Genomic DNA, 22702 nt, shown 5'->3' on the forward strand with positions numbered 1-22702 from the left:
CCCAAACACCGATGCGTTCGCGCCATTCACGTTCCGCGCAACGCCGCGTTCTGCCGGGCATGACTTCCGAACTTCGTCTGCAGCCCCCCGCCGCCTCCGCCATCGCCGCGCATCCGTGCTTCACCGGACTGCCGCCGCCGGACACGGACGACTTCGACTCGCTGTGCCGGTTCTGCGAAGACCATCGCGTGGCCGTGCTGGCCTCGCTGCCCTGGGTCGCGGCCGAGGTCGCCGGCCTGAGCGGATTCGACGCGATGCTGCGGCTGGTGCTGCGCCACGGCGGGCGCCGGCTGTATCTGCCGCGCGGCCGCGTCGCTTGCTCGGACCGGCTCGAAGTGCCGCTGGACCCGGCCACCCACCGGCGCCTGCTCGACCGCGCCAGCGCCGCCGGCACCATCGAGATCCCCTCGGCCTGGGGCGTGTTCGTCGGCCTGCGCCGGGTCGCCATCCGCGCGGCGGTACGCGCCGGGCGCAGCCAGCGCGAGGTCGCGCAGGCTTTCGGCGTGACCGAGCGGCATCTGCGCCGCGAGGCCGATTCGATCCATCTGAGCGAACGCGCGCGGGCGTCGGACAACTGAGCAAACCCGCGCGCCGCCCGGGCTCCGGCCCCGCCCTGCCCCCTCGCCGAACCCCGATCCAGCGCGCAAAAACTGAATGCGCAGGCGCCGGCGGTCTGCGTCCGGTCACCCGCATCGGCGACAATGGCGCCCCTCGCCGCCACTGCCCCGAGCCCATGTCCTCCGTCCTGAGCCCCAGCAACACCTCCATCTCCCTGACCCGCTACCTGATCGAGGAACAACGCGCCGGGCGCATCAATCCCGACCTGCGCCTGCTGATCGAAGTCGTCGCCCGTGCCTGCAAGACGATCTCCATCGCGGTCGGCAAGGGCGCCCTGGGCGGTGTGCTCGGCGATGCCGGCACGCCCGGCGCGGCCAGCATGAACATCCAGGGCGAGGCGCAGAAGAAGCTCGACGTGCTCAGCAACGAGATCCTGCTGGAAGCCAACGCCTGGGGCGGCCACCTCGCCGGCCTGGCCTCGGAGGAAATGGACACCTCGCATCCGATCCCCGACGTCTACCCGCGCGGCAACTACCTGCTGCTGTTCGATCCCCTCGACGGCTCGTCCAACATCGACGTCAACATCTCGGTCGGCACCATCTTCTCGGTGCTGCGCGCGCCCGAAGGCGTGACCCAGGCGCAGGACCAGGACTTCCTGCAGCCCGGCACCGAGCAGGTCTGCGCCGGCTACACCACCTACGGCCCCAGCACCATGCTGGTGCTGACCATCGGCAACGGCACCCACGCGTTCACGCTCGACCGCGAAGTCGGCAGCTTCGTGCTGACCACGCGCGGCATGCAGATCCCGGACGACACGAAGGAATTCGCGGTCAACATGTCCAACCAGCGCCATTGGCAGCCGCCGATGCAAGCCTACGTGACCGATCTGCTGGCCGGCAAGGAAGGCCCGCGCGGCAAGGACTTCAACATGCGCTGGGTGGCCTCGATGGTCGCCGACGTGCACCGCATCCTGACCCGCGGCGGCATCTTCAGCTATCCGCTCGACGCCAAGTGCGCGGCGCAGGGCGGCAAGCTGCGGCTGATGTACGAAGCCAACCCGATGAGTTTCCTGGTGGAACAGGCCGGCGGCGCCGCCAGCACCGGCCGCCAGCGCCTGCTGGAAGTGCAGCCCACCGGCCTGCACATGCGCGTGCCGGTGTTCCTGGGCAGCAAGGCCGAGGTCGAGACCGCGGTGCGCTATCACCACGAGTTCGACGCCGAACAGGCGTGATGCACGGGCGGCGGGACCGGACCGGTTCCGCCGCCGTTTTCCCGCCGACCTGCGACGCGGTTCGCGCGGCGTGAGCGTGCGTGGGTGATGTCCGCGACCGGCGCGACGTAAATATCCGGCACGGTTCCAGCGATGAGGACGGCGCGGGCATGGGCTCTTCAGCGCTGTGCATGGCTGCGTGCCTGGTGCGAGGCGATGAAGGTGTCGTCGAAACATGTGCTTGCGCGCGTCCCGGCTTCGCCAACATTCTTCGCCGTATGCGGTGTGTCGCCGCGGTTAGATCGAAACAATTCCGTGGCCCGTTTCTTGCACCCCGCCAAGCCGCCCGTATAAACGCAGCAAGCCCGGCCTACCGGCCGTCGGTGACCGCCTTTCGCCGGACTCTGCGTTGGAGTAATTACTTGCGGTAATTGCAGGCGCCTTGCGCCGGCGGGGAATACAGCTATGGCCAACGGCATCCGTGGCGACTTGGGGAGTCGCTCCGCAACGCATCCTGCGTCCGCGCGGGTGGTTGCCGCGCGCGGCGACGGCGCGCGCGAACTCATCTACCTCAGCCCCGGCGGCGCCGGACGCATGCATGCGCTCGCCCCGCTGCAGAACCTGGGCTGGACGTTGCGCCGCGCGCCCGACGCGCGCGCCGCGCTGCGGCAGCTGCAGTCCAGCCCGCGCCTGCCGCATGCGGTGCTGATCGATCTGCGCGAAGGCTTCGACGCGCGCGACCTGGAAGAGCTCGGCCCCGCCCTGGCCGCGCAGAACGCCGGCTGGATCGCCGGCGTCGCCTCGGCCCAGCTCGACGACGAACCCGCGCGCCGGCTGATCCGCGACTACTGCTACGACTACGTCACCCTGCCCTGCCCGGAAGCGGTGCTGCACACGGTGATCGGCCACGCTTACGGCATGGCCGCGCTGGCCTGCGGCGCCGGCAGCGCCGACGTGCTGTGCAGCGGCGGCGTGGACGGCATGATCGGCGAAAGCGAAGCCATCCGCGCGCTGTGCCGCGGCCTGCACAAGGCCGCCTCCACCGACGCGCCGGTGTTCATCGCCGGCGAGACCGGCACCGGCAAGGAACTGGCGGCGATGGCCGTGCACCGCCAGTCGCATCGCAGCCGCAATCCGTTCATCGCCATCAACTGCGGCGCGATCCCGCACAACCTGGTGCAGTCGGAATTGTTCGGCTACGAGCGCGGCGCCTTCACCGGCGCGCAGCAACGCAAGCTCGGCCGGATCGAGATGGCCAACGGCGGCACCTTGTTCCTGGACGAAATCGGCGACCTGCCGATGGAGAGCCAGGCCTCGCTGCTGCGGTTCCTGCAGCAAGGCTCGATCGAACGCCTGGGCGGACACGAACAGATCCCGGTCGACGTGCGCATCGTTTCGGCGACCCATCACGATCTGGATCAGGCCATCGCCGACGGCCGCTTCCGCGCCGACCTGTTCCACCGCCTGTGCGTGCTGCGCCTGCAACAGCCGCCGCTGCGCGAACGCGGCGGCGACATCGACCTGATCGCCGATCACGCGCTGCAACGCTATTCGCAGGAAACCTCGCGCGGCATCAAGGGTTTCTCGCCGTGCGCGCGCCAGGCCATGCACCGCCATCCGTGGCCGGGCAACGTGCGCGAACTCATCAACCGCGTGCGCCAGGCCGTGGTCATGGCCGAAGGCCGCTACATCACCGCCGCCGACCTGCACATCGACGATGCCGCCGACGGCGTGCCGATGACCCTGGAAGAAGCCCGCGATCTGGCCACGCGCGAAGCCATCGAACGCGCCCTGCACCGCAACCGCCGGCGCCTGGGCGAATCGGCGCGCGAGCTGGGTGTGTCGCGGGTGACCTTGTATCGGTTGATGCAGCGGCTGGGCATGCGCGGCGGCGAAGAAGAGATCGACGACGACGCCGTCCGCACGGCTTAAGCCGTCGCCCGGTCGGCCGGTTCGTCCGCGCCATTCGTCGTCGCCGGTTCGATCCGGTGCACGACCACTTCGATCGCATCGATGCCCGGGGTCGAAGCCTGCGTGCTCCACAGCGCCAGCTCATCGATGATCAGGCCATTGAGGCTCCAGCCCAGGCCAGTGCGCTGGGCCAGGGCGATCGCCGCCACCACGCTGTCGGACCACGACGAAGTCGCGTGCTCGCTGCGCGCCTGGATCTTGTAGCCGCCCTTTTCGTACGGCGCCAGCGTCAACGCCGACACCTCGACCTGGGCGCGGCGGAAATGTTTGGCCGCGAGCTTGCGTGCCGCGGGTTCAGTCTTGGTCGAAACCAACAGACGCCAATGCAGATTCATGACCGGGCCCACGCTGCCGATGCAGGAACGAACCAGTGATTCATCGGCGGTACTTCTCGATAGCGCGATCGTGGGTGGCGCGATTCTGGCGCCGCGGCGATGCGCCGCGCAATCGCAATTGAAATCGCTGCAAGCGCGCGTCACATAAAAAACGGGGCGGAGATCAGGCCTCCGCCCCGGCGTGGGGCGTCGTGCGACGCCGTTGCGCTGAAAGCTTGAATCGCCGGACGGCTCAGAAGGATTTCGAACCGCGCATCGAAAACACGAAATTCGGCGCATCCGGAGTGAGACCGGCGGCCAGTTGGCCGTTGATGGTCCAGCCCGAGGGCAGCACGTAGCTCGCGCCGATGTTGAGGGTGGTCGAGTTGCTGGAACTGCCCGGCACGCGGCGCTTGCTGCCGCCCGGTGCGGTGATATGGGTGGCGCCGGTTACCGAGGTGGCGACCGAGAAGCTCACCGCCGAGCGATCGTTGAGCGCGATGGCCAGACCGCCGCTGAGCTGGATCGCATTGCCCAGTTCCACCCGCGCCGGCGAAACCTGCTCGGCCACCGGCGAGATGTCGTCGAAGTTCGTCGGCTGGTTGTAGGTGTAGCCGATGTTGCCGAACAGGATCACCGGGTCGTAGGTGCGCAGCGCCGAGACGTTGACCGTCGCCGCCCACACGCCCGAGCCGGTCGGCAGGTTCTCGGGGATGTTGAGGTTGTTGTTGTCGCCGTCGGGCTGGATCAGCTTCAGGCCGAACGGGTCGCGCCCGGTCGGCGCGCGCACGCGCAGGCTGGTGACGATGTCGGGCCAGCGCTGCGATTCCTTCACCCATTGGTAGTACGCCGCGACGCTGGCGTCGCCCACGCCCTGCGAACGCATGCGCACTTCGCTGACCACGCTGGAGGCGCCGCCGGCGCCGCCGCTGACGAAGCGCGAGTCGCGGTACACGTACGGCAGGCTGGCTTCGACGCTGATGCGGTCGGTGAGGCCGTAGCGGCCGCTGAGTTCGAAGGTGGCGACGCTGGCCTTGGTCTGATCGAGGTTGATGCTGCCCAGGAAGATCGCGTCCAGGGCGAGAAAGCCGCTGAGCGCGAGTTGGCGGCGGTCGTAGTAGCTGTAGCTCAGGCCGGTATCGAGGGTGAACTTGCGCTCGAACAAGGGCGCGTGTTCGCGCACCACCAGGGCTTTTTCCTGCTCGCGGCGTTGCGCGTCCTCGGCGCGCTGGGTCTGGCCGACCTGCACCGGCGCGTCGCGATCCTCGTCGCTGGCCGCGGTGGTGGCGGCCTTGCGCTTGGCCTGTTCGGCGACGTCGCGCGCGTCCTGACCCACCAATTCCTGCTGCGGACCGTTCGGCGCGGACAGGCCGCGGCCGCGCTGGGTCAGTTGCAGATCATCGACCTGATCGCGCAGTTGCTGGATTTCGGCCTTCTGCGCGTCCAGTTCGCGGCTCATGTCGAGCATGCGCTGGTGCAGCGATTTGAACTGCGCGCGTTGTTGTTCGATGGTCTCGCCGCCGTCGTCAGCCGCGCGCGCGGGCGCGCTCAGGGCCAGCACTAGGGCGAGGTAAAGCGGTGCGTGAGCGGCGCGCATGATCCTGGCGTCCCTGACAAGAGGAAGGTGAATTCAGCGAGGCAGCGCGCGCAGGCTGTCGAGCGCCTGCTGCAGGCCGAGTTGCCGGCTCAGTTGCGGCGTCATCGCCGCGGTGACGATCTGCAGCTGCAATCGGTTGCCGGCGTCCATGCCGTTGCCGGCGATGCGGCCGAGCTGGGCGATGCCGCCTTGCGCGCCGGCATCCAGACGCTGCTGTATCGACGCGCCCGGCCCTTCGATGCCCACATGCACGCCGCCGTCGAGGAAAGTCACACGCGCCTGCATCGTGCCGGCGCTCGCGGCGCTCTGGCTCTGGCCGTTGAAGCCGCTGGCGTCGGTGTTGGCCTGGGCCTGATCGACGAAACCGATCGAGGTCAGATTGGACAGGCGATTGCCGTCGCCGGCGATCTGCGCGATCTGGCCGATGCCGCGCACCTGCACCGCATCGGCGCCGTTCGCATGGCTGTTGTTCGGCAACGCGCCGCCGCTGCCGGCTTCGGCATGGCTGCGCGCATCGACCGACACCGCGAAGCCGGCGCCGTCGCGCTGCACCAGCAGCGAGCCGCTCGCCGTCGCCGCACCTTGCTGCGGCGTGTTCAAGCTGGAGATGACGTCCACGCGCAGACCCACCAGCATCTGCGCGCCGAAGTATTTGCCGCTGATCTTTGCCAGGGTGGCTTCATCGACCAGATCCGCGCGCAAAGGGGGCAGGGCGACCGCGGGTTGCACCGCGGCCGCCGCTGCCAGGAGGGCCGAGAACAGGGCACGGGGGAGTGATGGGCGGTTCATCGGACACCTCGGAACGAGTGCATGCGTCGCGGCTCGCGACGCGGAAATTCAGAACAGATCGGCGATCACCAGCCCGAACTCGACCACCCGCGGCGGCGCGGTGGCGTGGTCGAGCGCGTCCACGCGGCGTTGCAGGGCCGGCGAGCTGCGGTTGTTGACCAGGTAGGAATCGGTGCGCATCGGCTGATCGGAAACCACCGCCAGGACGATGCCGTTCCAGCCGCGCACGAAGTCGGCTTCCTGCATCACCCGATGGCCCAGCGCGGGATCGGCGACGAACACGCGGCCGCCGGCCGCGCCCTTGACCACGACGAAGTGGCGATAGCCCTTCAGGTCCAGCAGCGCGATCACCGGCATCTGCAGGCGGTACAAGGCGTCGGCATCGATGCGGAAACCGTGCGCGCGCAGGCCGATGCTTTCGACGTAGCGCTTCATGTCCAGCATCGAGAAGCCGTTGCGCACGACTTCGTTCGGGTCCACGCCAACCATCATCTTCTTGATCAGCTCGGGCTCGTTGACCTCAAGGCCGTAGCCGTAATGCAGCAGGCTGGCCAGCGCCGCCGAGCCGCAACTGAAGTCGTAGCGCTGATGCAGCAGATCGCGATAACGCAGATCGCGCAGCGTGCGCATCGGCTTGACGATCGGCGAGGTGCCATTGCCGGTGAGGCGGGTGACATCGACCGCGGTGCGGCGCTCCTCGCCCGACTGCGCGCGCGCGCCGCCGGACAAGGCGGCGACGGTCAGGGCAGCGAGCAATACGGTGCGGATCGGCGACATGGCGGCGGGGCTCGGCTCGGAACAGGGTGGATGGATCAAACTCCGCGATGACCGACGCGCGGTCATCGCGGAGGCGGGACTGGGGACACTCAGTCGCCGCAACTGGTGCAGGGCGGAGGCGGCGGAGGCGGTGCGCAGGCGCCGCAGGACGCGGTCGCGATCGACAGACCGTTGTGCTGCAGGTTGCCGATGCCCGAGGCGACGTTGACGCCGATGTTGCCTTGCGCGCCGGACAGCGCATTGCCGTCGAGCGAGGCGTACAGGTCCAGGCTCATGCGCCGGCCTTCGCTGTCGAGCAGATTGCCGACCGAGAGCTGTTCGCTGTCGGAGGTGGCGATCGCCACGGTGCCGGAGCTGTTGACCGAAGCGGCCATGCCGTTGCCCTGCGCGTTGCCGACGCCGGCGGCGACGTTGACGCCGATGTTGCCCTTGGCGTTCGACAGCGCGTTGCCGTCCAGCGTCGCGTCGTAATACGTGTCGTCGGTGTTGGTGGTGGCGAAGTTGCCGAGCGAGGCCTGGCTGCCGAACACCATCGCCGAGGCGAACACTTTCTCGCCGTCCACCGCCGACAGCGCGGTGTCGTTGGCCTGGGCGTTGCCGACGCCGGCGGCGACGTTGGCGCCGATGTTGCCCTGCGCGTCCGACAGCGCATCGCCGCCCAGATGGGCGTCGTGGTCGCCGTCGCCGAGCGATTGATTGAGCAGCGTGGTCTGGTCCTGATCGACCGTCGCCGCCGATTCGGACGCGACCTTGATCTTGCCGCGAACCTTGACCCGGCCCGATACGTCGATGTGATTGCTGATGTAGGTGTTGCTGTGGATGTCGGCGTCGTCGCCTTCGGCGAAGGCCGGCAAGGCCACGATGCCGGCCAGCGCGATCGCCAGCACGGTGTATTGGAGTTTCATGGTCGTTCTCCGTTAGGAGCGCGGAACGGCCGCGGCCTGCGCCGCGGCCGCGTGCGCATTACTGGCAGCTGCCGCAGGACGCGGTCGCGATCGACAGACCGTTGTGCTGCAGGTTGCCGACACCGGCGGCGACGTTGGCGCCGATGTTGCCCTGCGCACCGGACAGCGCGTTGCCGGCCAGCGTGGCGAAGGTGTCGAGGTCGCAGGCCGCGGCCAGTTCGTTCATCCACGAGTCCTGCTCGCTGTCGGAGGCGGCCTTGGCGATCGTGCCGGAGCTGTTGACCGAAGCGGCCATCGCATTGCTCTGCGCGTTGCCGACGCCGGCGGCGACGTTGACGCCGATGTTGCCCTTCGCGTTCGACAGCGCATCGCCGTTGAGGGTGGCGTCGTAGTAGGTGTCTTGCTGGCTGGAGTAGGCGTAGTTGAAGCCCGAGCTCTGGCTGTTGAAGGTCATGGCCGAGGCGAAGACTTTCTCGCCGTCCACGGCCGACAGCGCGGTGTCGTTGGCCTGGGCGTTGCCGACGCCGGCGGCGACGTTGGCGCCGATGTTGCCTTGCGCATCCGACAACGCGTTGCCGCCGAGGTGGGCGCTGTGGTCGCCGTCGCCGAGCGAGGCATTGGCTTCGGTGGTCTGGTCCTGATCGACGGTCGCGGCCGATTCGGACGCCACGCGGATCTTGCCTTTCACCCGCACCTTGCCGGACACATCGATGTTGTTGCTGATGCTGGTGGTGCTGTGGATCTGGGCGTCGTCGCCTTCGGCGTAGGCGGGCGCGGCGATGACAAGGCCGAGCGCGAGGGCAAGCAGAGTCAGTTGCGCTTTCATGATTCTCTCTCCTGGTGGTGGTTGAGTAGTGCTTGGGTTCTGCCGTCTTGTTTTATGGAACGCCCCCGGGCAGTTGGAGCACGATGGCGTTGACCGACGCGTTGCCGGTTCCCGCCGTCTGATTGAGTTGCAGCACACCCTGGCCGCCGCGGAAGGCGTCGTCGGCGATGGCCGCATCGCGCAGGCTGGGCGCGCTTTGGGTTTCGATGCTCGGCGCGCCGGCCACCTCGGCCAGGGCGTTGTCGTCGACGCCGGCGATATGCGCGACGCCGGTCTGCGCGCCCTGCGCCAGCACGAACGAATTGAGTTGCGCGTTGCCGGCGCCGGCGCTCTGGTTGAGCGAAAGCAATCCGTCGTGGCCGGCGAAGGCCTGCGCGTCGATGCGCGCGCTGGCGTCGCGGCGCAGGTCTTGCGCGCCGATCATGCTGCGTTGCCTTGCGTGCAGTTCGATGAGGGCCAGGCCGTCGGGGGCGATCGCGATCGCGGCCAGATTGGCTTGCGTGTTGCCGGTGCCCGCGCTTTGGTTGATCGCGGCGCGGCCGTCGATGCCGCGCCCGGCCGCGCCGATGTGGGCGCGATCGCGACCGTTCGGCGATTGGGCGTGGCTGTCGGTGGAGATCGCGGTGGCGAGCAGGCACGCGGCCAGCCACAGCGGCGTCAGGCGCAGCGAGCGCAGGCGTGCGTTCATCGCCCGCTCCCCTGCAGTTGCGGCGCCAGCGCCTGCATCACGCTGCCGGTGATGCGATCGCCGAGGCCGGCGGTCGCGGCGGTGACCGCGCCGCCGACGCTGGCGGTCGGGCCCATCGGCGCCGTCGACGCGGATGGACCGAGCATGGGATTGGCCGCGCCGCTGACCGGCACCAACAATCCGTTGAGGGTGTTGGTGTTGCCGGCGAGGAGCGGGCTCAGGCCGGTGGAACCGTGCTGATCGAGTTCGGCATCGCCGAGCAGCGGCGACAGCGAGCGATCCAGCGTGCCGTGGAAGACCTGCCCGGGAAACGCCGTGGCCTGGGTGTGGACCGGATTGTCCTGCGCCGGCAGCGCGCGATAGGCGATGCGCGGGTGGACGGTGCGGGCGATGACGATGGTGGTGTCCTGCTCGCCGGAATCGCGGTCCTGCGCCATCGCCGCGGGGGCGAATCCGGCCGCCATGCAGACCGCGGCGACACTCAGGGCCCGCAACCAGGGGCGGTGTGGAATACCAGGGGCGAGCACGGACATGACGGCGAACTCCGAGGCGGGGGACTCTCGCGGGGTCCGCATCGGGGCAATCGAGGCGGACGAGCAGGGCTGACGCGAGAGCCGTGCCAAGTTCGCAAGGCCATGAATTACAAGGACTTTCAGGAAGTCCAGCGGCGCGTGGCCGGCGCGGGTGCCGCTAAACGTTGCGCTGTCGCAACGCCCGGTGAAATTCGCACTCGCAGCATTCGCCTGCTCAGGTTTCGCCCGGTGAATGGGTTCAGGCCCGTCCAGCGGGCCTTTGAGACGCTTGCGCGGCGTGGCCGCCGCCCTGCCGATCCGACGTTGCCTTTTTGCAACCTCGGGCCCCCGTGCGAGGATGGCCGCTTTCCACGCGCTTGCCGTTCGCACGTTCTCTCACAGCCCAGCGCCCGCCATGTCCTCAACGCCCGATTCCGTTGCACCCGCCGGCTCAGACGATTTCATCGAGGTCTATCCGCAGGCGTTGACGCGCGAGGAATGCGCCGAACTCGTGCGCCGTTTCGACGCCAGCCGCGACAGCGAACCGGGCCGGGTCGGCGGCGGCGTGATGCCGGATCTGAAGGACAGCCGCGATCTCACCATCACCGGCCGCGAGGGTTGGAAGGACGTGGAGGTCGCGCTGAATCTGGCGGTGTTCCGCGGCTTGCTGAAGTATCTGCGGCGTTATCCGCACACCATGATCGCGCCGTTGATGCTCGAAGCGCCGGCCGCCGACGGCAAGCGCCATCGCCTCACGCCCGAACGCATGGCCGAAATGGACGACGGCGCCCTGGCGCCGGTCGCGCAGACCGTGTTCCGTCCGGGCGCGATCAACCTGCAGCGTTACACCGCCGATCGCGGCGGTTATCCGTACTGGCACTGCGAGTTGTATCCGCGCGACCAGACCGCGGAAACCCTGCACCGGCATGTGCTGTGGACGATCTATCTCAACGACGGTTTCAGCGAAGGCGAGACCGAGTTTCTTTACCAGCGCCGCAAGATCGCACCGCGCGCGGGCGACCTGCTGATCGCCCCGGCGGCGTTCACCCACACCCATCGCGGCAACCGGCCCAAGGGCGGGGACAAGTACATCGCTACCAGCTGGATTTTGTTTCAGCGCGCGGAACGGTTGTACGGCGGGGGGTAAGCGCGGGCGCGATGAGGCGTAGAGCAAATCCCCCGGCGATGGCGCAGCGATCAGGTCGCGATTGTTCGCAGGCGCCCTGCCCCCTTTTTCAAAGGGGGCGAATTGATGCGCTCGTAAACAGGACGCGGCTATACGGCGCACTGAGGCGCAGAGCAAATCCCCCGGCGCTGGCGCGGCGATTAGGTCACGATTTTTCGCAGGCGCCCTGCCCCCTTTTTCAAAGGGGGCGAATTGACGTGCTCGTAAACAGGATGCGGCTATACGGCGCGCTGAGGTGTAGAGCAAATCCCCCGGCGCTGGCACGGCGATCAGGTCGCGATTGTTCGCAGGCGCCCTGCCCCCTTTTTCAAAGGGGGCGAATTGATTCGCTCGTAAACAGGATGCGGCTATGCGGCGCGCTGAGGCGCAGAGCAAATCCCCCGGCGCTGGTGGGGCGATCAGGTCACGATTTTTCGCAGGCGCTTGCCCCCTTTTTCAAAGGGGGCGAATTGGCGTGCTCGCAAAGAGGACGCGGCTATAGCCAGCGTCTGGAGATTCCGCGCAACGCCAAATCCCGCCGCTGTCTTCGACAGGGTTCCCCCCTTTGAAAAAGGGGGGCCAGGGGGGATTTGCTTCTGCCCTTATCCCCGAAGCAATCAGGGATTACGCGGATGATTCAAAACCAGCCAATACAACCCGACCTGCTTCACCGCCCACACGAACTGCTCGAAATCCACCGGCTTCTGGATATAGCTGTTGACCCCGAGCGCATAACTGGCCTCGACGTCGAACGGCTCGGTGCTGGTGGTCAACACCACCACCGGCAGCGTGCGGGTGGGTTCGTGGGCGCGGATGGCCTGCAGCACCTCGCGGCCATCGACCTTGGGCAGATTGAGATCCAGCAGCACGATCGACGGCAGATCGGCCGGGTCGCGATCGGAGTAACGGCCGCGGGCGAACAGGTAATCCAGCGCCTCGGCGCCGTCGCCCATCACCACCAGCCTGTTGGCGATCTTGGCCTCGTCGAAGGCGAGCCGGGTCAGCTCGACGTCGTCGGGGTTGTCCTCGACCAGCAGGATTTCCTTATGCATTTGCGCTTTCCTCGCCCTTGGACCGCAAGGGCAGTTCGACTGTAAACGTGCTGCCCGCGCCGGGCTGGGAGTGCGCGCGCAACTGGCCGCGATGACGCTCGGCGACCCGCCGCGCGATCGCCAGCCCGAGGCCGTGACCGCCGCCCTGATCCGGCCCGTGCAGGCGCTGGAACGGCTCGAACAGCTTGTGAGCATAACGCATGTCGAATCCGGCCCCCTGGTCCTGAATCGACAACTGCAGGCGCGATCCGACCACCTCGCCGCGCACCTGAATGCGCACCGGGGCCAGCTCGCCGCCGGGTTCGCCGGCGGCCCGCTCGCACGAGAATTTCCACGCGTTATGCATGAGTTGATTGAGCATCAGCTTGAGCAGACGCTCGTCGCCCTCGACCTGCAGGCCGGGCTGCACGCTGACTTCGCCGCGATGCTTGGGATCGGCGTCCTGCAGCTCGGCGCCGACCCAGTCGGCGAGCAGGCTCAGGTCCACCGGGGCGATGCGCATCTCGGCGCGGGTCACGTGCGACAGCTCGGTCAGCGCCGCCAGCAGGCCGGTCATGCGCGAGGCCGCGGCGCGGATGCGGGTCAGGTAATCGCGATCGGTTTCGTTCAAGCGCTCGGCCGCGCGCTCGCCGAGCAGCGCGGAGAAACTTTCGATCGAACGCAGCGGCGCGCGCAGGTCGTGCGCGACCGCGTCGGCGAACAACTGCAACTGGCGATTGGACGCGTCCAGCGCGGCGCCGTGCTCGGCCATGCGCGCGCTGCGCGCCAGATCGGCTTCGCGCTCGCCGCGGATGTCGCGCATGTGCGAGATGAAATATTGCGGCTTGCCGTCTTCGTCGCGCATCACCGCGATGTTGAGCTGCACCCACACTTCGCTGCCGTCGTGGTGCACATAACGCTTGTGCTCATCGACCGAGGCCAGCGCGCCGCTGACCAGCGCGGCGACCAGATTGTTGCTGATCGCCAGATCGTCGGGATGGGTGACTTCGCTGTAGTGATGACCGCGCAATTCGTCGATGCGGTAGCCCAGCAATGCGCACAACGCCGGGTTGACCTCCAACCAGATGCCGTCGATCGAGACGATCGCCATGCCGATGTTCGACGCCGCCATCGCTAGGCGGAAACGGTCGTCGGCGGCTTTGTTGGCCGGCATCGTGGGGTGCGGCAGGGTCATCGCGGTAACGCTGTGATCGCACAGGGGGTCCGAAGTGACCGGGGAGTGTATCCAATGCCGCCGTGATGGCGCGGTGGACGGCGCACACGACTCGGACACAGCCGGCTCAAGCACAATCGCGCGATGGACTTTTCTCAGATCGCTTTCCTGCTGATCCTGGCAGCCGCCCTGTACCTGTTCGTCAGCGAGCGCCTTCGGGTCGATGTGACGGCCATGATCACCCTGCTGGCGCTGGTGCTCAGCGGGGTACTGGACGCGAAACAGGCCTTGTCGGGCTTCGCCAGCGAGCCGGCGATCATCGTCGCGGCGGTGTTCGTGATTTCCGGCGGACTGGCCGCGACCGGCATCACCGAGCGCCTGGGCCAGTGGATCGGCCGCGCCGCCGGCCGCAGCGAGAGCCGCGCGATCGCGGTGACCATGCCGGCGGTGGCGGCGCTGTCCTCGTTCACCCACCACGTCATGGTCACGGCGATGATGCTGCCGATCCTGACCCGGTTCGCCAAATCGCGCGGGCTGTCGGCCTCGCGCCTGCTGATGCCGATGTCCTTCGCCGCCTCGCTGGGCACGACCCTGACGCTGGTCAGCGCGCCGGCGTTCCTGCTCGCCGACAACCTGATCGAACGCACCGGCGCGCCGGGCCTGGGGATTTTCTCGATCACCCCGATCGGCCTGGCCCTGGTGGTGGTGGGCGTGCTGTACATGCTGGCCGCGCGCTGGGTGCTGCCCAAGCGCGGCGGCGAACACGGCGACGACGGCTATCTGCGCCTGGACCGTTACCGCACTGAACTGGTGATCGTCGAAGGCTCGCGCTGGAGCACGCGACCGCTGTCGGAACTGCAGAAGGCGCTCGGCGACCGCTTCGTGCTGACCGGTTGGCTGCGCGACGGTCAGCGCCGCCAGGACCTGGGCCCGGGCAGCGCCCTGATCAGCGGCGACATCCTGCTGGTGGAGGCCTCGGCCGACGCGCTCGCTTCGCTGCACGACGACGCCGGCCTGGATCTCAACGCGATCAAGCGTTTCGGCGAACACGCCGACGGCGACGGCGAGCCGCAGCTGGTGCAGGCGCTGGTCGCGCCGGGTTCGGAATTCGTCGGCCGCAGCGTGCGCGAGCTGGATTTCGCGCGCCGCTTCCACGCCGTCATCGCCGGCCTGTGGCGGCGCCAGGGCGCGGTCGCGCCGCGCCTGTCCGACGCGCGCCTGCGCGAGGGCGACCTGCTGGTGCTGTGGGGCCGGCCAGCGCGTTTCGCCGAACTGGCCGCGCACCACGGCTTCCTGATGCTGGTGCCGTTCGCCGGCGAAGCGCGGCGGCGGGTGCGCGCACCGCTGGCGCTGGGCATCTTGCTGATGACGATCATCGCGGCGGCGACCGAATGGCTGCCGGCGTCGCTGGCGTTCCTGCTGGGCGCGGTGGCGATGGTGGCCACGCGCTGCGTCGATGTCGAACAGGCCTATCGCGAAATCGACGTGCGCATCTTCGTGATGATCGCAGGCGTGATTCCGCTGGGCGTGGCGATGGAGCAGACCGGCACCGCGCAGTTGCTGGCGCAGGGCATGCTGCAGGTGATCGCGGGCTGGTCGCCGCTGGCGATCTTGCTGGTGATGTTCACCGTCGCCGCCCTGCTGACCCAGATTTTGTCCGACGCGGCGACCACGGTGCTGCTGGGGCCGATCGCGATCTCACTGGCGCAATCGCTGGGCCTGCCACCGACGCCGTTCGTGGTGTGCACGGCGCTGGGCGCGGTGGCCGCGTTCCTGACCCCGATCGGTCACCACGGCAACCTTCTCATCCTCGGCCCGGGCCAGTACCGCTTCAGCGATTTCCTGCGTATCGGCCTGCCCTTGACCATGCTCATCGCCTGGGTCAGCGCCTGGATGGCGCGCTGGCTGTGGCTGGGCGGGCCGTTGCTGCCGGGCGCGTCCTGAGCCGACGGCGCGGCGTGGACCAGAAACAGCAGCGGCGGCAAGGCGCCGCGACCGGTCGCGGCCGGGGCGCCCGCGCAGAGCGTCAGCAGGCACAGCGTCGCGAGCAGATGGCGCGGACGGGACGAAACCTGCCGCGCGCGCGGCGCGGGTCGCATGGCCGTGGTCGTGGCGGTCGCGAACATGGACGGTCCTGTCGGGGCCGCAGCTGCGGCCCGGACACGCTAGAGGCATTGCCGGCGCGGTGAATCCGCCTAAGGTCGCGGGGCGCGCGGGGTTTGCGGGGTTCGTTCATGCAGCGGCAAGGCGCGGGCGGCGAATCGCTTCGCTCGCAGGGGCGCCGATGAAGGGGCGCGGCGATCGGAGCCGAAAGCGTCGGGCCTGAAGGGCCCTCCCACAAAGAGGGGCCTCACGCAAAGCGGCCTCCTGCGTGGGTTTGCGGACGTGACCGCGGTCACGCGGTTGTAAGGAATTCCCTACAGCACGCCCTGGGGTCCCCTGAGGGTAAATGCCTGGTCGCTAAGTCACCTTATGCACGCCCCGACAGCACGACTTATGCGCCGGCAACGGACGCCGCTCAGCAAGGGAACAAGTCGCCGCCTTGAGCAAGCGGTCAAGCTGGGTCGGGGCATCCCGTTTCATTCGATGGTCGACGACCCCATGCCCTACACGGTGCAACTCAACGAATCCACCTACCTCGGCCGCACCTTGTCGTGCGACGTGGCCGAGGAGCGTTTCGACAATGTCGCCGCCGCTTCGGCCGCGGCCAAGAACGAGGCCTTCCACCTGTCGGTACAGCTCGGCGTCGCCGTGGCGATCCGCATTTTCGAAGACCGGCGGATTTTCCTGTCGCACATCATGCCGGCGCCGCAGCGCTGACGCGCGCGGCGATCGCGCCGCATACCGATGTAATCCATTGCAGGCGCCGCGCGCCTGCCGCCATCGCCACGACACCAGCCCATCGGCCGCGCTCGCGGCCTTTCGGCGTTTTCGTCGTGCCATCAATCGTAGGCCTCTGTTAGACGCGCATCGCATTTCGTGAAGGAAGTACGTCACCCGCGTGCCCGAAAGGTGGGGTGAAACGTGTCCGCTAGCGTTCGAATTGGTGGGGAAACGATGGACAACACGCGTCCTTCCTCGTCGTAGGACGCGTCTTTCCAAGCATTACAAGCTCCCTGCCGTTGTGCAGTAGCGCCGATTTCGCGACATCGATCGCGAAACGGCGATTTGCGTTCTTTCCTATTTTTGCTTTGCATGACTCGGAGAACTTCGCATGTCCATGAAACAACGAGTGCTGACCGCATCGATCCTGCTTGCGATCACCGGCACCACCGCGACCGCGCTGATCAGCACGCATCGCGACGACGCCGCCAGCGGCGTCGCCCAGACCGCCGCGGCATCGAATGCGGCGACGCGCGCGCCTGATGCGTCCGCGCGTTCCAACGCCAGCGTGCGCGCCACCGCGGAAAACACCTTCGCCGATGCCAGCGCCGTCTCCGGCGCCACCCCGGCCGCGCAGCTGGAACGCCATCCGGCGGTGCAGCGCGCGCGCGAACTGCTGCAGGCGAGCAAGGCCGGCAGCGCCGGCGCGCAAGGCCTGGCCAACGCCGGCGCCAACGCGATGGCGGCGGAAAGCTACAAGCCGCGCGATGTGGTGGTCGAAGCCGACGGCAGCGAGCACGTGCGTTTCCAGCGCGAATACCAGGGCCTACCGGTGATCGGCGGCGATCTGGTCACCCACGCCAAGGGCGGCCTGCTGACCTCGATCAGCAAGACCCTGGACCTCAAGCTCGGCGACGGCGCATCGGTCACGCCCAAGCTTTCGCAGAGCCAGGCCATCGCCGACGCCGGCGTGCATTTCGCCGGCCGCTTCGTCGAGGCGCCGAAATCGCGCACGGTGTATTTCGCGCAGAACAACCAGCCCAAGCTGGCGTATGAAGTCAGCTTCCGCGGCCTCAACAAGGCCGAGCGTCCGGTCCATGATTTGATTTACGTCGATGCCGACAACGGCAGCTTCCTCGGCCGCGACAGCCGCATCTACACCGCCGAAGCGGCCGAAGGCCAGGGCTTCACCATCACCCGCGGCAAGGTGCCGATCTCCACCAGCAAGGTCAGCGCGGAAGAAAGCGACGGCCGCGGCGCCGGCTTCCTGCTGCGCGACGACAAGCGCGGCGGCGGCACTGTGCATAACACCGGCGGCACGGTGGTCGACCTGGTGTTCGGCGGCGGCGACTTCACCGCGCCGCCGATGTTCGATGCCGACAACCTGTGGGGCAACGAGCAGATGACCAACATCGAGCGCACCGGCGTGGAAGCGCATTACGGTGTGTCGAAGACCTGGGACTACTACAAGAAGTACTACGACCGCCTCGGCATCTTCGGCGACGGCCTGGGCGTGCAGAGCTTCGTCAATGTCACCTTCACGTATTTCTTCTTCATCGACGTGGGCGGCACCAACGCGTTCTGGGACGGCGACGCCAAGCGCATGGTCTACGGCAACGGCGACTACGGCGTGTCCAACCCGGTGGTCGCGCTCGACGTGGCCGGCCACGAAATGTCGCACGGCGTGACCCAGGCCACCTCGGGCCTGCTGTACTCGGGCGATGCCGGCGGCTTGAACGAAGCCAACTCCGACATCCACGGCACCCTGGTCGAGTTCTACGACAACAGCCCGAAGGATCCGCCGGATTACCTGATCGGCGAGAACGTGATGCTCAGCGGCGTGCCGCTGCGTTTCATGTTCAAGCCCAGCCTGGACCAGGACGCCGACGGCGTGGGTTCGTTCGACTGCTACCCGGCCGGCGGTTTCGATCCGGAGAACCAGGCGCACGATCCGCACTACACCTCCGGCATCGGCAATCACTTCTTCTACCTGCTGGCCGAAGGCCAGAAGGTGCCGAAGTCGCATCGCAAGACCGTGTTGCCGTCGGATCTGGTCTGCAACGGCGCGACCGGCCTGAAGGGCCTGACCCCGACCGTCGCCGGACAGATCTGGTACCGCGCCAACACCCTGTACCTGACCTCGCAGGCGACCTACCCGGATGCGCGCGTGGCGACGCAGACGGCGGCGCAGGATCTGGTCGATCGCGGCCTGCTCAAGGCCAGCGCGGTCAAGACCGTGGCCTGCGCCTGGGAAGCGGTCAACGTGACCCTGCCGGAAGGCTCCACGGCGGCGCGCTGCAAGAACTAAAGAATCGCTCTGAGCCGTACCCGGGCTCGAATTGGTAAGTGTTTGCGGTCTTTGCGGCCCCCGTTGCGTTCGCGCGGCGGGGGCCGTTCTTTATGCGGCCGTGTCGATGCATGGGTCGTGCTTGCTCTGCCCTGCCCTCGCAACGACGGCGGTGGCGACGATGCGATGCGCATGAGGTGAGTGGTGCGCTTATCGTGGTTCAGACCGCGCATCCGTATTCCGACCGATGTGGCGCCACGCGCGCCTGAGCGGCGAAACCGCCAGATTCCGCCGGGTTCCGGCCATCGCCGACACGCCCGTATCCGTGCGCGCGGGGCGCCAGGCCGCTGGCTACACTTTGTCCAACCCCCAGCACAGCCGGTCCCCATGCATCAGGTCGCTGTCGTCGCGATGGACGACGTTCTGCCCTTCGAACTGTCCATTCCCGGGCTGGTGTTTCCGTGGGTGCGGCTGGCCGACGGCGAGACCGCTTACCAGGTGCGCATCTGCGCCGAACGCGAGCGCGTGCGCACAGGTTCGATGGAACTGGTGGTGCCGTGGGGCCTGGCCGAACTCGAACATGCCGATACCGTCATCGTGCCGGGCATGTCGCCGTGGCGCGCGCCGTTTCCCGCCGCGATCCTGGACGCGCTGCGCGCCGCCTCCGCGCGCGGCGCGCGTATCGCCTCGATCTGCACCGGCGTGTTCGTGCTGGCCCAGGCCGGCCTGCTCGGCGGCCGCCGCGCGACCACGCATTGGTCCACTTCGGTCGAACTGGCCGAGCGTTATCCGAATATCCAGGTCGATCCGGACGTGTTGTTCGTCGATGAAGGCCAGATACTCAGCTCGGCCGGTTCGGCCGCCGGCATCGACCTGTGCCTGCACCTGATCCGCCGCGACTACGGCGCGGCCGCCGCCGCGGCCGCCGCGCGCTGGGCGGTGGTGCCGATGGAACGCGGCGCCGATCACTCGCCGCTGCTGCAACATGCGCCGCCGCAGTCCGACGCCTCGCTGGCGCCGCTGCTGCGCTGGATGGAGGAGCATCTGGACCGGCCGCTGCTGGTCGACGAACTCGCCCGCCACGCCTCGGTCAGCACGCGCACGCTCAACCGCCGCTTCCGTGAGCAGACCGGCACCACGCCGCTGCAGTGGCTGCTGATCACCCGCATCCGCCGCGCCCAGCAGTTTCTGGAAACCACCGACTTGTCCGTGGAGCAGATCGCGCTGCAGGTCGGCTTCGCCTCGGCGACGACCTTCCGCGATCGCTTCTCGCGTTCGGTCGGCACCAACCCGACCGCGTACCGGCGCGGTTTCAGCGAAGGCCGCGAGATGAAGCGCGCGCGCTGATTCCGGAGCGACGACGACCACTCATCGCGCTCAAGCCAGAGGCTTGTTCACGAACAAGTGCTCATCGACGAAATCCAGAAACACGCGCAGCTTCGGCGAGACGTGCTTGTGCGCCGGCCACAGCGCCCAGAACTGCCCGCGCTGGGTCTCGAACCCCGGCAACACGCGGCGCAGGCGATCGGAAGCCAAGTGATCGCGCACCAGGAAATCCACCGAATACACGATGCCCAGCCCGTGCACCGCGGCCTGCACCGCCGCTTCGCTGTTGTTGCACACCAGCGCCGCCGGCAGATGCGGCGGGTTCTCGCCGGGCTCCAGCCGCAGCGACCATTCCTGCAATTTGCCGCTGTTGGCGAAGCGGAAATGGATGCACTCGTGCGCTTCCAGATCGGCCGGCGCGCGCGGTTCGCCGCGCCGCGCCAGATAGTCGGGCGAGGCGCACAACATGAAACAGAACGGCCCCAGCCGGCGCGCGCGCAGGCGCGAGTCGGGCATGTCGCCGCTGCGGATCACCGCGTCGAAACCGCCTTCGATCACATCGACCATCTGGTCGTTGAAATCCAGATCCAGCTCGACCTCGGGATAACGCCGGCGGAACTCGCCGAGCACCGGCACCAGGAACTTGTAGCCGTTGGTGGGCAGGCTGACCCGCAGGCGGCCGCGCGGCGCCTGCATGGAATGGGTCAGCATCGCCTCGGCTTCTTCCAGTTCATCCAGCAGCGGTTTGCAGCGCTCGTAGAACTGCCGGCCCTCTTCGGTCAGGCGCACGTTGCGGGTGTTGCGCTGGAGCAGGCGCACGCCCAGTTGCTGCTCCAGCTTGGCCACGCTCTTACCGACCGCCGAAGACGAAATCCCGATCTGGCGGCCGGCGGCGACGAAGCTGCGCAACTGCGCGGTGCGGACGAAGGCAAGCAGGCTGCCGAGCTTGTCCATGCGGGGGTCTCCAGCGGCGGGGCGCATAGATTGCGGCCGCGATTATGTCGTATTGCTCCATAAAGCATGAACCAGATCGGCATTTTTCCCCGATTGCGTCCCACCTAAGCTGGACCGCCCATCCCCACGGCGATCCCGATGCCCTCCCCCCTGCCCTCGCGGGCTTCCGCCGCGGGCCCCGTGCCCGGCCGTTACGACCGTTTCCTGATCCTCGGCGCGGTGTGCCTGGCCGGGCTGGTGCTGCCGCTGAGCTTCACCGCCCCGCCGGTGGCGATCCCCGCCATCGCCGCTGAACTGGGCGGCAGCCCGGTGGCGCTGAACTGGATGACCAACGCCTTCATGCTCGCCTTCGGCAGCTGCCTGATGGCGGCCGGGACCCTGGCCGACACCTACGGCCGCAAGCGCGTGTTCTCGATCGGCATCGTCGCCTACGCGATCGTCTCGCTGCTGCTGGCGCTGGCGCCGAGCCTGGCCGTGCTTAACGGCCTGCGCATCGCCCAGGGCGTCGCCGCCGCGCTGGCCCTGGCCGGCGGCAACGCCGCCTTGTCGCAGGAATTCCACGGGCCGGCGCGGATCCGCGCCTTCAGCCTGCTCGGCACCGCGTTCGGGCTGGGGCTGGCGTTCGGGCCGAGCCTGGCCGGCTGGCTGGTGCAGACCCAGGGCTGGCGCTCGGTGTTTCTGTCGAGTCTGGCGATCGCGCTGCTGGCCACGGTGTTCGGCGTGCCGCGCATGCGCGAGTCGCGCGATCCCGACGCCGCCGGCCTGGACTGGCGCGGCAGCCTGACTTCCACCGCGATGCTGGCGCTGCTGACCATCGGCGTGCTGGAAGCTCCCGAGCGCGGCTGGAGCGACGGCTGGGTGATCGCGGCATTGATCGGCTCGGCGGCGCTGCTGGCCTTGTTCGTGCGGGTGGAAACCCGCGCCGCACGGCCGATGCTGGACCTGAGCCTGCTCAAGTACCCGCGTTTCGTCGGCGCGCAGTTGCTGCCGATCGGCACCGGGTTTTGCTATCTGGCGCTGATCATCGTGCTGCCGGTGCGGTTGATCGGCATCCACGGCCTGAGCGCGCTCGACGCCGGCTTGATGATGATCGCGCTGTCGGCGCCGATGCTGGTGGTGCCGTTCCTGGCCGCGGTACTCAGCCACCGCATCGCCGCCGGCACCTTGTGCGCGGCGGCGTTGTTGCTGGCCGCGGCGGGGCTGGTGTGGCTGGGCGTGGAAGCAGCGGCCGGTTCGGTGCACGGCCTGATCGCGCCGATGCTGCTGATCGGCGCCGGCTCGGCGGTGCCGTGGGGCCTGATGGACGGGCTGGCGATCAGCGTGGTGCCCAAGGAACGCGCCGGCATGGCCGCGGGCGTGTTCGGCGCCAGCCGCGTCTCCGGCGAAGGCATCGCCCTGGCGATCACCGCTGCGGCCCTGGCCGGGCTGCTGCAGCTGCGTCTGTCCTCGGCGCTCGGCGCCGGCGACGCGGCGCTGGCGCAGGCCGCGCAGCGGCTGGCCACGGGCGATGCGGCGCGCGCGCAGGCCTTGCTGCCGCAGCTCGACGCCGCCGCGCTGGTGCACAGCTACGACGCCGCGTTCGCCTGGTTGATGTATGGCTTGGCCGGGCTGACCGCGGCGATCGCCGCGGTGGTGTTCGCCCTGCTCGGCGACGCCTCGGCGCACGAGGCGGCCGCCCTGGCCGAGCCGGCGCGCGACGATCGCATCGAACTGGCCGATGAACCGGTCCGCTGAGGCGGCCCACGCGGGGCGGCGCCGGCCCGGGAGGCGGCCGCCCCGCCCCATCCAGCATTTT

The 22702-nt window shown here is 68.4% G+C and carries 20 protein-coding genes; 9 read left to right on the plus strand and 11 right to left on the minus strand.

Going from position 1 to position 22702, the window contains the following annotated elements; translation table 11 throughout:
• Positions 1 to 59 precede the first annotated feature (59 nt).
• The 3 genes from AB4Y92_RS12485 (at position 60) to AB4Y92_RS12495 (ending at position 3700) form a co-directional block, all read left to right on the plus strand.
• Positions 60 to 578, plus strand: a complete 519-nt coding sequence (locus AB4Y92_RS12485) for a hypothetical protein (RefSeq protein ID WP_441819938.1) — start codon at positions 60 to 62, stop codon at positions 576 to 578.
• A 155-nt stretch (positions 579 to 733) separates the two neighbouring features.
• Positions 734 to 1789, plus strand: a complete 1056-nt coding sequence (locus AB4Y92_RS12490; protein WP_215055075.1) for a class 1 fructose-bisphosphatase — start codon at positions 734 to 736, stop codon at positions 1787 to 1789.
• A 444-nt stretch (positions 1790 to 2233) separates the two neighbouring features.
• Entirely contained in the window at positions 2234 to 3700 is a 1467-nt protein-coding gene (locus AB4Y92_RS12495; protein WP_441819939.1) for a sigma 54-interacting transcriptional regulator, read from the plus strand.
• Here the strand turns inward: AB4Y92_RS12495 and AB4Y92_RS12500 are convergent.
• The 8 genes from AB4Y92_RS12500 to AB4Y92_RS12535 form a co-directional block, all read right to left on the minus strand.
• Positions 3697 to 4074, minus strand: a complete 378-nt coding sequence (locus AB4Y92_RS12500) for a hypothetical protein (RefSeq protein WP_441819940.1) — start codon at positions 4072 to 4074, stop codon at positions 3697 to 3699. The two genes, AB4Y92_RS12495 and AB4Y92_RS12500, sit on opposite strands and share 4 nt — an antisense overlap.
• A gap of 232 nt (positions 4075 to 4306) precedes the next feature.
• A complete protein-coding gene (locus AB4Y92_RS12505) occupies positions 4307 to 5650 on the minus strand; it encodes a transporter (protein WP_441819941.1) in 1344 nt (447 codons plus the stop codon).
• Positions 5651 to 5683: 33 nt separating this feature from the next.
• Positions 5684 to 6439 (minus strand): hypothetical protein, encoded by a 756-nt coding sequence (locus AB4Y92_RS12510; protein WP_441819942.1) that lies wholly within the window; start codon positions 6437 to 6439, stop codon positions 5684 to 5686.
• Between the two features lie 48 nt (positions 6440 to 6487).
• Entirely contained in the window at positions 6488 to 7216 is a 729-nt protein-coding gene (locus tag AB4Y92_RS12515) for a C39 family peptidase (protein WP_441819943.1), read from the minus strand.
• An 89-nt stretch (positions 7217 to 7305) separates the two neighbouring features.
• A complete protein-coding gene (locus AB4Y92_RS12520) occupies positions 7306 to 8121 on the minus strand; it encodes a hypothetical protein (protein WP_441819944.1) in 816 nt (271 codons plus the stop codon).
• A gap of 58 nt (positions 8122 to 8179) precedes the next feature.
• Entirely contained in the window at positions 8180 to 8947 is a 768-nt protein-coding gene (locus AB4Y92_RS12525; RefSeq protein ID WP_441819945.1) for a hypothetical protein, read from the minus strand.
• Positions 8948 to 8999: 52 nt separating this feature from the next.
• Positions 9000 to 9635, minus strand: coding sequence for a hypothetical protein (locus AB4Y92_RS12530; RefSeq protein ID WP_441819946.1), 636 nt, complete (start codon positions 9633 to 9635; stop codon positions 9000 to 9002).
• Positions 9632 to 10168: a hypothetical protein gene (locus AB4Y92_RS12535; RefSeq protein WP_441819947.1), complete on the minus strand. Its 537-nt coding sequence runs from the start codon at positions 10166 to 10168 to the stop codon at positions 9632 to 9634. Before AB4Y92_RS12535 ends, AB4Y92_RS12530 begins: the two co-directional genes overlap by 4 nt.
• Before the next feature lie 394 nt (positions 10169 to 10562).
• On the opposite strand from AB4Y92_RS12535, the gene AB4Y92_RS12540 reads away from it, so the two are divergent.
• Positions 10563 to 11294: a 2OG-Fe(II) oxygenase gene (locus tag AB4Y92_RS12540; RefSeq protein WP_441819948.1), complete on the plus strand. Its 732-nt coding sequence runs from the start codon at positions 10563 to 10565 to the stop codon at positions 11292 to 11294.
• Positions 11295 to 11929: 635 nt separating this feature from the next.
• On the opposite strand, the gene AB4Y92_RS12545 is transcribed toward AB4Y92_RS12540, so the two are convergent.
• Both AB4Y92_RS12545 and AB4Y92_RS12550 read right to left on the minus strand, forming a co-directional pair.
• Positions 11930 to 12364: a response regulator gene (locus tag AB4Y92_RS12545; protein ID WP_057941066.1), complete on the minus strand. Its 435-nt coding sequence runs from the start codon at positions 12362 to 12364 to the stop codon at positions 11930 to 11932.
• Entirely contained in the window at positions 12357 to 13538 is a 1182-nt protein-coding gene (locus AB4Y92_RS12550) for a sensor histidine kinase (protein WP_441819949.1), read from the minus strand. The genes AB4Y92_RS12545 and AB4Y92_RS12550 overlap by 8 nt, the downstream gene beginning before the upstream one ends.
• A 123-nt stretch (positions 13539 to 13661) precedes the next feature.
• Between AB4Y92_RS12550 and AB4Y92_RS12555 the strand changes: the two genes are divergently transcribed.
• From AB4Y92_RS12555 to AB4Y92_RS12570, 4 genes are all read left to right on the plus strand, one after another.
• On the plus strand, positions 13662 to 15461 hold the full coding sequence (locus AB4Y92_RS12555; protein WP_441819950.1) for an SLC13 family permease: 1800 nt from the start codon (positions 13662 to 13664) through the stop codon (positions 15459 to 15461).
• A 642-nt stretch (positions 15462 to 16103) separates the two neighbouring features.
• The gene (locus tag AB4Y92_RS12560) at positions 16104 to 16337 is read left to right on the plus strand and encodes a hypothetical protein (protein ID WP_057941063.1); all 234 of its coding nucleotides are present in this window, start codon (positions 16104 to 16106) and stop codon (positions 16335 to 16337) included.
• Positions 16338 to 16731: 394 nt separating this feature from the next.
• Positions 16732 to 18648 carry a M4 family metallopeptidase gene (locus AB4Y92_RS12565; RefSeq protein WP_441819951.1) on the plus strand — a complete coding sequence of 639 codons (1917 nt, stop codon included), beginning with the start codon at positions 16732 to 16734 and terminating at the stop codon, positions 18646 to 18648.
• A 366-nt stretch (positions 18649 to 19014) separates the two neighbouring features.
• The gene (locus AB4Y92_RS12570) at positions 19015 to 19974 is read left to right on the plus strand and encodes a GlxA family transcriptional regulator (RefSeq protein WP_441819952.1); all 960 of its coding nucleotides are present in this window, start codon (positions 19015 to 19017) and stop codon (positions 19972 to 19974) included.
• A gap of 30 nt (positions 19975 to 20004) precedes the next feature.
• Here the strand turns inward: AB4Y92_RS12570 and AB4Y92_RS12575 are convergent, their stop codons facing one another.
• Complete coding sequence (locus AB4Y92_RS12575) at positions 20005 to 20907, minus strand: LysR family transcriptional regulator (protein WP_441819953.1); 903 nt, start codon at positions 20905 to 20907, stop codon at positions 20005 to 20007.
• A 138-nt stretch (positions 20908 to 21045) separates the two neighbouring features.
• On the opposite strand from AB4Y92_RS12575, the gene AB4Y92_RS12580 reads away from it, so the two are divergent.
• Positions 21046 to 22641 carry an MFS transporter gene (locus tag AB4Y92_RS12580; RefSeq protein ID WP_441819954.1) on the plus strand — a complete coding sequence of 532 codons (1596 nt, stop codon included), beginning with the start codon at positions 21046 to 21048 and terminating at the stop codon, positions 22639 to 22641.
• Positions 22642 to 22702: the final 61 nt, after the last annotated feature.

Origin of the sequence: Lysobacter sp. TAB13 (genome assembly GCF_052113885.1) — a bacterium.
Lineage (GTDB): Bacteria > Pseudomonadota > Gammaproteobacteria > Xanthomonadales > Xanthomonadaceae > Lysobacter > Lysobacter gummosus.